The organism is Streptococcus sp. 1004_SSPC (assembly GCF_001069025.1).
In the GTDB taxonomy this organism is placed as follows: domain Bacteria; phylum Bacillota; class Bacilli; order Lactobacillales; family Streptococcaceae; genus Streptococcus; species Streptococcus vestibularis.
Genome location: NZ_JWGQ01000049.1, coordinates 47,987 through 61,746, shown reverse-complemented (window position 1 = coordinate 61,746; position 13,760 = coordinate 47,987). Strand labels below are relative to the sequence as shown.

Sequence of the window (13,760 nt, the reverse complement as noted above, 5' to 3'; positions counted from 1 at the left end):
CGCATAGCGGGTGGTTTATCTGTTTCGCACCTTCGGAGCGAAACGGACTTAAAGTCACATAACAAAAAAAGTAGTACAGAATTCATTTAAGATTCTGTACCACTTTTTTGTCTTTTCTTACAGCCACAAGGGAAAACAGAAGCATATATTTTATAATAAAATATCCTATTATAAGATAGTTTGTGAAAATTTCTCAAATTCAGCATCTGTTATGTAATAGGGATTGAGCATCTCTGAGCAGATCCTTATACATGTGAATCTCTTTGTGTTAAATTAGTTCTATAATCGTTTTGTAAAACGTTTTCATGAGAATGGTCAGAATAAATTCATTTTCAAGACGAGCTTTGATCACAAAGATGAAGTAGAAGCGCTGTGCTTCATTTTTCAGGATCAAATTAGAAATAAAGGAGAGTTAGAATGACTCAAGGGAAAATTACTGCATCTGCAGCAATGTTGAACGTATTGAAAACATGGGGCGTAGACACGATCTATGGGATCCCATCAGGAACACTTAGCTCATTGATGGACGCTTTGGCTGAAGACAAAGATATCCGTTTCTTGCAAGTTCGCCACGAAGAAACAGGTGCTCTTGCAGCAGTTATGCAAGCTAAATTTGGCGGCTCTATCGGGGTTGCAGTTGGTTCAGGTGGACCTGGTGCGACTCACTTGATCAATGGTGTTTACGATGCAGCGATGGATAACACTCCATTCCTTGCGATTCTTGGATCACGTCCAGTTAACGAGTTGAACTTGGATGCCTTCCAAGAATTGAACCAAAACCCAATGTACAATGGTATCGCTGTATACAACAAACGTGTAGCTTACGCAGAACAATTGCCAAAAGTGATTGATGAAGCTTGCCGTGCTGCCGTTTCTAAAAAAGGTCCAGCTGTTGTTGAAATTCCAGTAAACTTTGGTTTCCAAGAAATCGACGAAAACTCATACTATGGATCAGGTTCTTACGAACGCCGCTTCATCGCTCCTGCTTTGAACGAAGCGGAGATCAACAAAGCTGTTGAAATCTTGAATAATGCGGAACGCCCAGTGATCTATGCTGGTTTCGGTGGAGTTGGTGCTGGTGATGTCATCACTGAATTGTCTCGTAAAATCAAAGCACCAATCATCACAACTGGTAAAAACTTTGAAGCTTTCGAATGGAACTATGAAGGGTTGACAGGTTCTGCATACCGTGTTGGTTGGAAACCAGCGAACGAAGTAGTCTTTGAAGCAGACACTGTTCTTTTCCTTGGTTCAAACTTCCCATTTGCTGAAGTTTATGAAGCCTTCAAGAACACTGAAAAATTCATCCAAGTGGATATCGACCCTTACAAACTTGGGAAACGTCATGCCCTTGACGCTTCAATCCTTGGTGATGCAGGTCAAGCAGCCAAAGCTATCCTTGATAAAGTAAACCCAGTTGAGTCTACTCCATGGTGGCGTGCAAACGTGAAGAACAACCAAAACTGGCGTGATTACATGAACAAACTCGAAGGTAAAACTGAGGGTGAATTGCAATTGTATCAAGTTTACAATGCAATCAACAAACATGCTGATCAAGACGCTATCTACTCAATCGACGTAGGTGACACTACTCAAACATCTACTCGTCACCTTCACATGACACCTAAGAACATGTGGCGTACATCTCCACTCTTTGCGACAATGGGTATTGCCCTTCCTGGTGGTATCGCTGCTAAGAAAGACAATCCAGATCGCCAAGTATGGAACATCATGGGTGACGGTGCATTCAACATGTGCTACCCAGATGTTATCACAAACGTTCAATACGACCTTCCAGTTATCAACGTTGTCTTCTCAAATGGTAAATATGCCTTCATCAAGGACAAATACGAAGACACAAACAAACACTTGTTTGGTTGTGACTTCCCTAATGCTGACTATGCTAAAATTGCTGAAGCGCAAGGTGCTGTTGGGTTCACTGTAAACCGTATCGAAGATATCGATGCAGTCGTTGCAGAAGCTGTTAAATTGAACAAAGAAGGTAAGACTGTTGTCATTGATGCCCGCATCACGCAACACCGTCCCCTTCCAGTTGAAGTACTTGAGTTGGATCCAAAACAACACTCAGAAGAAGCCATCAAAGCATTTAAGGAAAAATACGAAGCAGAAGAACTCGTCCCATTCCGCCTCTTCTTGGAAGAAGAAGGATTGCAATCACGCGCAATCAAATAATTCCTCTCGTCGAAAATCAAAGATAAATTTGTAGACTTCTTTATTAGGTTACTGCCGACGATTCCATCATTGAAACCTTAATTTTCAATGATGGAATCTAGTGCAGAGCCTAGAAAAAGTCCCAAAGGATTTTTCGTAGTTTGATGAGCAAGGATTTGCCATCAAACTTGGTTCCGACTTGTTTATTCTTTGATTTTCTTAGAGAGAAAAGTGAAAAGATTGGAGTAATCCGGTCTTTTTTATTAAAGACAAAATCTTCTTTGAAACTTTCCTTAGGTGAGTACGGAGGTTGGGTGGACTGAGAAAAGAAGGGAGAGAACCAATCCAATTTCATCTTATCTTTATTTCAAAGAATGGGAAAATAAAGATAAAAAATGTAATCGTTTACACTGGCTTAGTAATGTTCTTCATATTTTCAAAAAATGGATTTTACCAGTTGCTTGCCTTGCGTTTGTTTTCTTTAGATTATAGGAGGTAGAGCAATGAAAAAGAAAATCAATCAATGTTTACTTTCGTTTCTCATACTATTTTTAGCCTTGTTTTTGACTGGTTTCAGAAAAATGAAGACTAGTGATTACAACAAGGTCATAGGGGTTATTGTTGAGAACTGTAATAAAGTAGGTCTGCATGGTAAGGTTACTATTACTAAATTGTATTGGACAGCCTTAGAAATACCAACTTACCACGTGACTTATACCTATTCTGAGAAAACTTACGATGACCAGAAAGTAGTATTAGAGCAAAATACGGCTATTCATGAAGAAGGGTCAAGTGACTCTTATGGCAATGTTTCAGAATATAAAGAATCGTTTTTGAATCAAAAATCTGTCCAAAAAGTTGAGAAGAAAATTGAAAAACAATTGAAGAAACAAAAAATCGGTCTTCCTATTAGTTCATTTAGTTTTCTATCTAACTTCAGTCATGATGAAAAGGAGAAAAATCTGGATACCTTAACCTCAGACAATCTCAAAGCAGGTAAGAAGGACTTTGCCGGTAACTATTAAATTCCATACCAAACCTTGATTGATCAAGAGTTGGTTTATATGACTATTTTTATTTATGATAATGAATCAGTCAAAGAACAAGATATGAAAGATGCGGCTAAAAAGTTAGATGCTAGTGATCTTCCGAATGGTAAATATAATTTCTTATATTCCAATACCAAGGATGAGAATCAAGATTCTTCCTTCTCACGAGCCTTTAAAAAGTGAATAGGAGAGATCATTTCAGAGTATAGTGAATAGATTCTTAACATCAGAAGTTTTTGTCATAAACATTGGATGCTATCATCCAGTGTTTTTATTTAAAAAAAATTCAAATCATCACTTGACAAGTGAGTGAACACTCACTATAATAACCTTGTATTTAAAAAGTGAGTAAACACTTATCTAGGAGGATGCAAATGAAAACATTGCTACATTTACAAGATTTAGAAAAATCTTTTGGTCATAAAATGGTGTTAGACCATGCTGGATTTGAATTACAGTCTGGGGAAATCATTGGTCTAATCGGTCCTTCTGGTGCTGGTAAATCAACCATGATTAAAACCATGTTAGGGATGGAAAAGGCAGATAGCGGTATCGCTTTAGTATTGGACCAGACCATGCCCAATCGTCATATTCTGGGAGATATTGGCTATATGGCCCAGTCAGATGCTCTATATGAAGCTTTGTCAGGCCTAGAAAATTTGGAATTTTTTGGCCAGCTCAAGGGACTTTCTAAGAAAGACTTGTCATTTGAAATTACCCATGTGTCTCAGGTGGTAGATCTAACAGATCACTTAAATAAGGCTGTGTCTGGTTATTCCGGAGGGATGAAACGACGTTTGTCGCTGGCGATTGCACTTTTAGGAAATCCGCAACTTTTGATTTTGGACGAACCGACAGTTGGGATTGACCCTTCTCTTCGAAAGAAAATTTGGAAAGAGTTGATGGCGCTCAGAGACAATGGTGTAGGAATCTTGGTTACAACCCATGTCATGGATGAAGCAGAGTTGACAGATAAGGTCGGACTACTATTAGGTGGAAAAATCATTGCCTTTGATACACCATCCAAGCTAAAAGAATCTTATGGTGTTTCAAGTATTGAAGAAGTCTTTTTGAAAGCAGAAGGAGAATGAAATGAGAACAATTGCCATTGCAAAAAAAGTCATCAAAGAATTGCTACGTGACAAACGGACACTGGCCCTAATGTTTGTGGCACCAGTCTTTATTATGTGGCTGATGAACCTCATGTTTTCGGCTAGTACAACGGTGACTGTTAAGCTAGCGACACAAGATGTGCCAAGTAGTTTGGTAAGTAGGATGGATGACTTAGCACATGTCAGTGTTAAAAACTACAAAGACTTGGTTCAAGCTAAAGAGGCTTTAAACGATGAAAAAGTAGATGCAGTTATCTCTTATAAGGATGGTGAATATCATGTAGCCTATGCCAATACAGATGCCTCTAAAACTTCGGTGACCCGACAAGTATTACGCACCAGTATTGCCAGTGAAGACACCAATCAATTATTAGCCCGTGTGAAGCAATCCCTTCCACAATTACAACTAAAGGTAAAATCTCCTGAAATTAAGGAATCTTATGAATATGGTAACGAGGACACCGGCTTCTTTGCTAAAATGATTCCTGTTTTGATTGGGTTCGTCGTTTTCTTCTTTGTCTTTTTGATTTCAGGGATGGCACTCTTGAAAGAACGTACTAGCGGAACCCTAGATCGTTTGTTGGCAACCCCAGTCAAACGTTCGGAAATTGTTTATGGCTATATGTTGTCTTACGGCCTTATTGCCATACTGCAGACAGGAGTAGTCGTTCTAGCAGCCATCTGGTTGTTGAACATTGAAGTTGTCGGAAGCCTGTTAAATGTTATAATAGTTAATGTGGTACTGGCTCTGGTGGCACTAGCCTTCGGAATTCTCTTGTCTACCTTGGCAAAATCAGAATTTCAGATGATGCAATTTATTCCTCTTGTGATTATGCCGCAACTCTTTTTCTCAGGAATCATTTCACTTGATTCAATGGGAGACTGGGCAAAAACACTAGGAAAATTCTTGCCTTTGACCTACTCAGGTGATGCGATGAGTCAGATTATTCTTTACGGACGTGGACTTGGAGATATTTTACCAAATATTGGTGTTCTACTAGTCTTCCTTGTCGCTTTGACAGTTCTCAATATTGTCGGCTTGCGTCGTTACCGTAAAGTATAAAATATAAATATACGAGGATGAAAATGAGTGAGAGTGTTTTTGAGTCGTTTGAAGCTTATCTAAAGGGTGCAGACTATCCCAAGGGAAAGAAAAAAATCATGCAGGCGGCGGTCGATTTGATTTCTACTAAGAGTTACAATGGGACCTCCACCTTACAAATTGCTAAACATGCGGGACTTAGCCAAGCAACGCTCTTCAAGTATTTCAAGACTAAAGAAGATTTATTAACAGCTATTTTGCACCCTGTTGTTCCAGGACTTTTCGGTCGTTTTTTTGAAGAACTTTTAGCCTTAGAAACGACTGAAGAAAAGGTGCATTATCTGGTTCAAAATCGTATGGCCTATCTCAAAAAGAATCGCGCTTTGATGAAAATTATTTTTCAGGAAATTTTTTCAAATAAGAAACTGAGAAAAGAACAACTTTATATTTGGAATACTCTTCAGGATAAATTATTAGTACTCCACAAGGAATTGATAGCAGATTCACGAGTGAATCCTGAAATCACGGTTCCTCAAATGGTTCGTATTTGTATAGGTCCCTTATTGGCCTACTTTGCCCAACTCTATATCGTTAGCGACAATAGTGACATAAGAGAAGAAGACTTAAATTTGTTGGAAAAACAGATTTTAGGTGGTTTGTGGAAATAAACGCCGACTGAAATCATATTTCTTAAAATAAAACACAAAAAGGACATGTTTCTGACTAAAGCAGATTTATGTCCTTTCTTTTCAGTTATGTACATTGTTTAATTGGTTTTTCTTTGTGATTCTTGGGAAGTAGTTCCTATGAAATCATATTACAGTGATTATTTTTTGATATAATAATTCTTAAAACTTAGGAGGCAACAGATGATACATAAACATGAAATCCCAATTTTAGAGTTTGATGACAATCCTCAGGCTGTGATTATGCCGACACATGAGGATTTAGACTTGAACTTGCCGGCTAGGTGCGTCTACGCCTTTTTAGAGGAAGAAATAGAACGTTATGCGACTTCTGTTGGAGCTGAAAAAGTTGGTGAGTTTGTCTCTGCGACCAAAATCTATCCTGTTTATGTTATGACTTACAATGGGGAGGAAATATGCTTGGCTCAAGCTCCAGTAGGATCAGCTGCAGCAGCTCAATTTATGGACTGGTTGATTGGTTATGGCGTCAAGCAAATCATATCAACTGGAACTTGTGGTGTCTTGGTAGACATGCCAGAGAATATCTTTTTGATTCCGACGAGAGCATTGCGAGATGAAGGTGCAAGTTACCACTATGTTGCGCCTTCTCGCTATATAGACATGAATACACAAGCTCTTGGAGCCATTGAGAGAACTTTAAAGCAAAAGAAAATCCCCTATGAAGAGGTCATGACCTGGTCGACAGACGGCTTTTATAGAGAAACACCTGATAAAGTTGCTTATCGGATTGAAGAGGGGTGTAGTGTTGTAGAGATGGAGTGTGCATCTCTTGCAGCAGTTGCTCAACTTCGAGGAGCTATTTGGGGCTTGCTTCTGTTTACTGCTGATTCCCTAGCAGATATAGACAATTACAATCAACGAAATTGGGGCTCAGAGGCTTTTGATAAGGCCTTAGAGATCTGCTTAGATATCATTGTTCAGATGTAATTTTGATTTGATAGAAAAGAGCATGATGGTATAGTCATGCTCTTTTTATGTATCAATTGTTATTTCAAAATATTCCAGAGTTCTTGGGAAGTATCAGCTACAAAATCAGGATTTTCTTCCAAAAGGGTTTCGTTTGTCCCGAATCCCCAAGTAACAGCCAAGGTCTTGATACCAAAGGTTTTTCCTCCAATCATGTCATACTTGGTGTCGCCAACAATGACAGAATGGTCTTTGTTCGCATTATTTTCAGTAATAGCACGCTGCAAGACGTCAGCCTTGTTGAAAGTAGCAGGTGTGGCCCCATAGATGTCGTCAAAAAACTCAGTGATGCCAAGGTATTTGCACATTTTGCGAGCAGTAGGCTCATTTTTGGAAGTTGTGATATAGATTTTCTTATTTGGATCTTGACTCAGCTTCTCGAGTACTTCTTTTATACCGTCGTAGAGATGAGCTTCAAACTGTCCTTTGTTCTCATAATAGTCACGATAAAGTTGAACAGCTTGGGCAGCACTTTCTTCGCTTATTTCTTCTCTGAATGTGACTTCTAGAGGTGGTCCCATAAAGGTGCGAATTTTTTTATTGCTTGGAACAGGTAGGCCCAGTCTTTCAAAGGTTTGGACAAAACCATTGTGGATGCCCTCAGAACTATCTATAAGGGTACCATCAAGGTCGAAGAAAATGTGTGTAAATATCATATGATTCTCCAATACAATGTTGTTTATTTATTATATCATGATAGGACAAAATGCAAAGTCAAACAATACAAGTCAGATTTTCAAAGAGAAGACGATTGTGCATGATTTTGATAGGGCGGAGTTGAAAAAAAGCTCCCAAACGTATCGTTATCCTCGACGACCTCTATGGTGAAATTTTAGACCCATTGGATATCACCACTCCCATAGGTGCGACAACTGGTCAAGCTGATAGTCAAGACTTTTCAACCCTCTTTGAGAAACAATACAAGGATAAAAAAGTTATTTTAGTTGGTTAGCAGGGAAATCCAGATTTGGATAAGATTGCTGAGTTAAAACCTGATTTAATTCTTATGACAGGCGAGCGAGAAGATCTTTATGAGGATTTGTCTGAGATTGCACCAACTGTTGGCTATTATATCAACACCGATGAAAATTGGGACTATCATGAAACCTCTCCCATACTATGCTTACGGGCATTTTGGTTACCTGTATGATACTTATAAGTTCAATCGTGCCGAAACCTTATAATCCAGATGATATGTTCCAAGTTATAGATCTAGATTAACTAAAAGATATTACCCCTGATCTCTTGATTGTTCAAGCTGATTCTCAGTAACTCCTAGATAACAAACTTAAAAACTCACCTATCTGGAGTAACCTTAAAGCTGTTCAAAAAGGGGGCTTGCTGACAAACAAGCGTCTGATATGTTTTCTCAAAGAAAAATAGAGCTGAATAGTCATAGGAATCCAAATCAAAGGTTCACATAGGATAACGCCAAGGTAGCCCATATAAGGAATGACGAAAACAACAAAGAGAATTTTACCAAAAAGCTCAATAAAGCTAGAGGTTAAAGGTGTGAGCTTTTTACCTAGCCCCTGGAGGCTATTTCTAAAGATGAAGAGTATTCCCAAAATAGGATAAAAGAGAGAACTGATACGGAGGTAGAGACTGGCATTGTCAATAATCACAGCATTATCTGAACCAGAGATAAGACCAGCCAAGAAGGGGCTTGCTACATAGAGGAGGGCACAAGCAATGACAGACCAAGTTATAGAAACAAGACAGGATTGCTTTAACCCAGCGACAATGCGTTTAAACTGTTGGGCTCCGAAATTCTGCGAGGTGAAGGTTGTCACCCCAGCAGCAAGGGAGGTCAATGGTAGAACCGCAAAGGACATAATTCGTCTCGCTGACACCTGAGCGCTAATGATGAGAGAGCCGAAGCCATTAATGGCGTACTGTAAGGTCACAGTTCCAATAGAAACAATAGAATTCATGAGCCCCATAGCCATCCCTTGTCCCAAAAGGTCCAGATAAAGGCTTGAATCAAGAACACAGCCAGACTTATGTGGTAGGAGAAAGGTCACTCTTTTCTTAATATAGTAAAGACAGAGGATAGCAGAAAGCCCCTGTGAGATTATAGTCGCCAAGCCTGCTGATTGGACGCCCAGATGGAGCTGTGTAATAAAGAAAAGGTCTAAAATGATATTAACTAAGGCTGAAAAAATAAGGAAATAAAGGGCTGTAAGGCTATCACCGACCGCTCTAAGCAGCCCTGCACACAGATTATAACCCAAAGTAACCCCAACACAGGAGACAATCATTGAAATATACTGGTAGGACTGCCCAATGATAGAAGTAGGCGTCCCTAAAAATCTTAGCAAAGGATAGAGCCCGAAATGTCCTAGAATCATAACCAGGGCACTTAAGCCCAGACCGATGACAACTGTGGCCGCGACAGACTGACGAAGTTTTCTATAGTCTTGCGCACCATAATAACGTGCGATAACAACTCCCATACCATTTCCAACGCCAAGAGCAAAGCCGATAACCAAATCAAAAATAGCAGAAGAAGCTCCTACAGCAGCCAAGGCATCTGGCCCTAGAAAACGACCCACAATCATGACATCGGCAGTATTGTAGAGTTGCTGGAAAATATTGGATATCAGAATTGGTAGAGCAAAGATTAAAAGAGACCGCAAAATTGGGCCTCGTAAAAGATCAACTGACGCATTTTTCATAGACTTATTATAGCAAGATTGTAATTGTGAAACAATGTTAAAAAGCCATCCTAGGATGACTTTTGCATATTTTTTAGATAGCGGCTAAGTGTTTGTGTCATATGGTTGTAGCCTGCCGCGATCATTGGAATCTGTAAGTAAATATAAGGTAGGGTGTACTGGCTCTTAGTCTCTGATATGAGGTGAAAGAGGATGCCACCGAAGAGATAGAGGAAGGCATAGAGGCCCAGTGTCGCTCCATCTTCCATTCGTTTATAAGTGAAAGCATAGTAGAACGCACCACCAAGATATAGGACTAGGAGATAGACTTGCATATAGGTCACAAAAAAGAGATGCAGCGTCAGATGGCATATAATAAGATGACAACAATAAATACGTTTGCAAATATTTTATCTAAAAAATAGAATGAGGAAATAAAATGTCAAAAAATTCAAGATTCAATGATGATTTTAGTTATATCATGTGGATTATAAGTCTACTAACAGTCTTTTCTGTGCTCTTTGTAAAACTTACATACTTAGTAGCATTACCTTATTATAAAGTTATAACAAACTTGTTCTCAGAAAAAGTTAGCCAGTCTGAAGCTCAAAAGTTTAAATATTGGATGCGATTTCTTCCTGTAAGCTGGTTTGTAGATATTAACAGTATTGAAGACAACAAACGTATCAAAAATGCTTCTGTTACTTCATCATTTTTGCCAATAGCACTTCTTGTGTATTTAATTACTGTTCCATTAACTAATGATGCTTCTTCAGAATCAATAGTATGGGTGATTTCATTTATTTTTCTGTGTTTTACAATAGGTAGTGTGATTGGATTTTACAAAAATTTTAAGTTTACAAAAAATATTCAAGATTATCACAAGAATATGTATTGAAAAATAAATATAAAATAAATTACCACTGTAATAAAAAAGGAACCTACTAAGTTCCTTTTTTATTACAGTTAAACTAGCATTTACAACCACTAGGCATTACATAATGGTTGGTGGAAGGTTAGATTTACTTCATCCGCATACTGTCAATTTTTTCTTCAGTTGGTGTGACGCGTAGGGTCTTTTGTCCCGTATAAGTCACAAATCCAGGCTTACCTGCTGTTGGTTTGTTGAGCTTCTTAACATCAATCATATCGACTTGAACCAAGTTTGACAGACGGGCCTTAGAGTAGTAGGCTGCCAATTCAGCCGCATCTGTTTTGACTTCGTCAGTTGGGTTAAGATTGCCCTTGATAACTACGTGACTACCTGGGATATCCTTGGCGTGGAACCAGAGCTCCCCCTTTTTAGCCATCTTGAAGGTCAACTCCTCATTTTGTAGGTTGTTACGACCAACCATGATAATGGTCTTACCATCAGAAGCTAGATACTGTTCAGGTTTCTTGCGTTTGTGGCGTTTGTCAGTTGAACGACGTTTCATAAAGCCAGCCTGAACAAGCTCTTCACGAATATCCTCGATTTCATCCATGTTGGCTTGAGAAAGACTAAACTCAACACTCTCCAAATAGTCAATAGTCTGCTTGGTTTCCTCAATCAAACCAGTCAAGTGCTTAACAGCCTCCTTGAGCTTCTGGTATTTCTTGAAGTAACGCTGAGCATTTTGGTTAGGTGTTAGAGCCACATTTAGAGGAATGGTAATCTTTTCGCCAGTGTAGTAGTTGTCTAGCTCGACACTATCCTTGTCATTTGGCACCATGCTGAGGTAGGTGGTCAACAGTTCCCCTTTTTGACGGAACTCCTCGGCATTTTCAGTCGCCGCAAGCTCTTTTTCTTGTTTAACAAGTTTCTTCTTATTTTTTTCCAGTTCATTTTGCACACGATGGATCAAATCACTAGCCTGTTGAGTCACACGGTCACGCGCTGCCTTGTCCAAATAGTAGTAGTCCAATAGGGCTGACAAGGTTTCAAACTCAGGTTGGTCCTGACTATCTGAGAATCTTACAGCTGAGAATGCCTTAGCCGTTAAGTTTGGCTCTATTTCACGATTGAAGAAGGCACGGAAATTCTTGAATTTATCAGTATCAAGTAAAGCTGATAATTCATTGGCCGTGTTGCGCCCCAAACCTTGGAAAAGTTTTTGAAGGTTTCTAGAGGACAAATCCTCGGTTTGTAGGATTTCAAAGAGCTTTTCGTCTGCAATGTCAAATGGATTCTTGGCGTCTGTCTTAGGAGGAGCGATATAGGTAGACCCAGGCAGAATAGTACGGTAACTATTTTGTGAGAAACCAACGTGCTTGATAGACTCGATGATTTTGCTCTCGTTTTTGTCAATCAGGATAATGTTGGAGTGTTTCCCCATGATTTCCATGACCAGAGTAACCTTAACGCTATCACCGATTTCGTTTTTGTTAGAGACTGAAATTTCAAGAACACGGTCATTTTCAAGCTGTTGAATATCCTCGATAACTGCTCCCTGAAGGTATTTACGCATAATCATGGTATAGGTGTTTGGATTTTGCGGATTTGGCAACTCTGCCTTGGTCGTCTGAATACGCCCAAAAACAGGGTGAGCCGAAAGCAGAAGCTTGTAATTCTGACGATTGTTACGAATGGTCAGGACCAACTCACGCTCAAAAGGCTGATTAACCTTCTGGATACGCCCGTAGAGCACCTGCTCACGCAACTCAGCTGTCATATGATGAAGAAAAAAGCCGTCAAAAGACATGATGTACTTCCTTTCTTGTTAGAGATAATGGTTGTTTTATTTTAAAAATAAAATACTTTGTGAGACTTTCCTTAGGTGTTGGCGGACGTCAAGGAACTTTGTAAAAGTTCCGAGCGCCTGAAACCTTTTAGTTTCAGGCGCTTTTAACACGGCGTAAAGTCTCGGTTAATTGCTCGCTCTGCTCGCCCAAAAAGTTATTTCAAAAATTTGGAGAGCTTATTAGCTTGGTTAGATATTTTTAAACAATTTGAATACGTTATAAACGTAAATGTTGCTTAACCATTATAGCATAAAGCCTCTAGAAATGCTTGGGGGCGAGAATCTAAACTTATTATTTTAATCTAGTATAAATTATCTTGAAAAATTGTATGACATAAACAGCTAAAAATCATATCAAAATTCTTCATATATTTTTTTGAATTTATGTTCTAGTTATGGTATCATTTAATATGCTGAAAATTAAAGGAGCATTAAAATGAATGATATTAAAAAGCTATGTAATGCGACTAATTTGAAATACCTAGCTGTTGCACTTATGTTTTTGGACCAAATCTATCAGATGTTCGGGAGTATGGGGGCACCTATATGGTTGACGATGTTGGGACGTTTGGTTTTTCCTATTTTTCTCTTTCTAGCCGCAGATAGTTTCCATTATACTCACGACCGTATGGCTTTTCTCAGACGTTTGCTTTACATGAGCTGGTTCATGACTATTGGTAACACCATTATTAGTAGTGTCTTTCATAATGGTAATCTTGGTTTGATGAACAATGCTTTTTCAACCTTCTTTATCACTGGGATTTTTATTTGTTCTTGGGATTTGTTGGCTAAGGGGCTTCGCGATAAATCATACAAGGAGTTGATTCAAGGGATTGGTGTCTTTCTCTTGCCGATTCTTTCATCTATTCCAGTTGTAGTCCTTGGAGGTATATTTGAAACACCACATGCAAACCCACTTGTTGTACAAATTATTGCCTTTATCTTGTCACTTGTGCCAAGTATTATCATGGTTGAGGGTGGCTTTGTCATGGTTATTCTTGGTTTGCTATTCTATATTTTCCGTACCAATCGCATCGCTCAAATCATCGTCTTAGCTGTTATTTCAGTGATTGCCCATCTCTTTGATCCGACAGGTGTGCAGTGGATGATGGTCTTTGCTGCGATTCCTATGTATTTCTATAATGGTGAGCGCGGTAGTGGTAACAAGAATTTCTTTTATATTTTCTACCCAGCCCATATTTATCTCTTGTGGATCTTAGCAAGTTTGTTTAGATAAAATGACAAAGGCAGTCCTTGTGCTGTCTTTTTTCGTGCTCAAAATCTATTTTTATGGTTTGTTTCCTGCTTCTAAAACTGCTATAATTTAAGGCGTAA

The 13,760-nt window shown here is 38.9% G+C and carries 14 protein-coding genes; 10 read left to right on the top strand and 4 right to left on the bottom strand.

Going from position 1 to position 13,760, the window contains the following annotated elements; genetic code table 11:
* Positions 1 to 417: 417 nt before the first annotated feature.
* The 7 genes from spxB (at position 418) to ADF62_RS04075 (ending at position 7,009) form a co-directional block, all read left to right on the top strand.
* Positions 418 to 2,193, top strand: a complete 1,776-nt coding sequence (gene spxB / locus ADF62_RS04110; protein WP_048788158.1) for a pyruvate oxidase — start codon at positions 418 to 420, stop codon at positions 2,191 to 2,193.
* A gap of 482 nt (positions 2,194 to 2,675) precedes the next feature.
* A complete protein-coding gene (locus ADF62_RS11400) occupies positions 2,676 to 3,197 on the top strand; it encodes a hypothetical protein (protein WP_048788156.1) in 522 nt (173 codons plus the stop codon).
* Between the two features lie 39 nt (positions 3,198 to 3,236).
* The gene (locus tag ADF62_RS11395) at positions 3,237 to 3,404 is read left to right on the top strand and encodes a hypothetical protein (RefSeq protein WP_003092967.1); all 168 of its coding nucleotides are present in this window, start codon (positions 3,237 to 3,239) and stop codon (positions 3,402 to 3,404) included.
* Positions 3,405 to 3,595: 191 nt separating this feature from the next.
* Positions 3,596 to 4,312, top strand: a complete 717-nt coding sequence (locus ADF62_RS04090; RefSeq protein WP_048788155.1) for an ABC transporter ATP-binding protein — start codon at positions 3,596 to 3,598, stop codon at positions 4,310 to 4,312.
* 1 nt (position 4,313) lies between these two features.
* Complete coding sequence (locus ADF62_RS04085) at positions 4,314 to 5,396, top strand: ABC transporter permease (protein WP_003097204.1); 1,083 nt, start codon at positions 4,314 to 4,316, stop codon at positions 5,394 to 5,396.
* Positions 5,397 to 5,419: 23 nt separating this feature from the next.
* Positions 5,420 to 6,043 carry a TetR/AcrR family transcriptional regulator gene (locus ADF62_RS04080; RefSeq protein ID WP_003092576.1) on the top strand — a complete coding sequence of 208 codons (624 nt, stop codon included), beginning with the start codon at positions 5,420 to 5,422 and terminating at the stop codon, positions 6,041 to 6,043.
* 201 nt (positions 6,044 to 6,244) lie between these two features.
* Positions 6,245 to 7,009 (top strand): nucleoside phosphorylase, encoded by a 765-nt coding sequence (locus ADF62_RS04075; protein WP_003097202.1) that lies wholly within the window; start codon positions 6,245 to 6,247, stop codon positions 7,007 to 7,009.
* Between the two features lie 59 nt (positions 7,010 to 7,068).
* Here ADF62_RS04075 and ADF62_RS04070 read toward each other — a convergent pair whose 3' ends face one another.
* The gene (locus ADF62_RS04070) at positions 7,069 to 7,704 is read right to left on the bottom strand and encodes an HAD-IA family hydrolase (protein ID WP_003097201.1); all 636 of its coding nucleotides are present in this window, start codon (positions 7,702 to 7,704) and stop codon (positions 7,069 to 7,071) included.
* A gap of 393 nt (positions 7,705 to 8,097) precedes the next feature.
* On the opposite strand from ADF62_RS04070, the gene ADF62_RS11655 reads away from it, so the two are divergent.
* Positions 8,098 to 8,232 carry a hypothetical protein gene (locus ADF62_RS11655; protein ID WP_275043069.1) on the top strand — a complete coding sequence of 45 codons (135 nt, stop codon included), beginning with the start codon at positions 8,098 to 8,100 and terminating at the stop codon, positions 8,230 to 8,232.
* Positions 8,233 to 8,373: 141 nt separating this feature from the next.
* Here the strand turns inward: ADF62_RS11655 and ADF62_RS04060 are convergent, their stop codons facing one another.
* Positions 8,374 to 9,726, bottom strand: coding sequence for an MATE family efflux transporter (locus ADF62_RS04060; protein ID WP_048788154.1), 1,353 nt, complete (start codon positions 9,724 to 9,726; stop codon positions 8,374 to 8,376).
* A gap of 50 nt (positions 9,727 to 9,776) precedes the next feature.
* Complete coding sequence (locus ADF62_RS04055) at positions 9,777 to 10,040, bottom strand: hypothetical protein (protein ID WP_003097198.1); 264 nt, start codon at positions 10,038 to 10,040, stop codon at positions 9,777 to 9,779.
* 104 nt (positions 10,041 to 10,144) lie between these two features.
* Between ADF62_RS04055 and ADF62_RS11390 the strand changes: the two genes are divergently transcribed.
* Entirely contained in the window at positions 10,145 to 10,603 is a 459-nt protein-coding gene (locus ADF62_RS11390; RefSeq protein WP_003097197.1) for a hypothetical protein, read from the top strand.
* A 124-nt stretch (positions 10,604 to 10,727) separates the two neighbouring features.
* Here ADF62_RS11390 and ADF62_RS04045 read toward each other — a convergent pair whose 3' ends face one another.
* Positions 10,728 to 12,386 carry an Rqc2 family fibronectin-binding protein gene (locus ADF62_RS04045; RefSeq protein ID WP_003098402.1) on the bottom strand — a complete coding sequence of 553 codons (1,659 nt, stop codon included), beginning with the start codon at positions 12,384 to 12,386 and terminating at the stop codon, positions 10,728 to 10,730.
* A 475-nt stretch (positions 12,387 to 12,861) separates the two neighbouring features.
* Between ADF62_RS04045 and ADF62_RS04040 the strand changes: the two genes are divergently transcribed.
* Positions 12,862 to 13,662, top strand: a complete 801-nt coding sequence (locus ADF62_RS04040) for a TraX family protein (protein WP_048788153.1) — start codon at positions 12,862 to 12,864, stop codon at positions 13,660 to 13,662.
* Positions 13,663 to 13,760 lie beyond the last annotated feature (98 nt).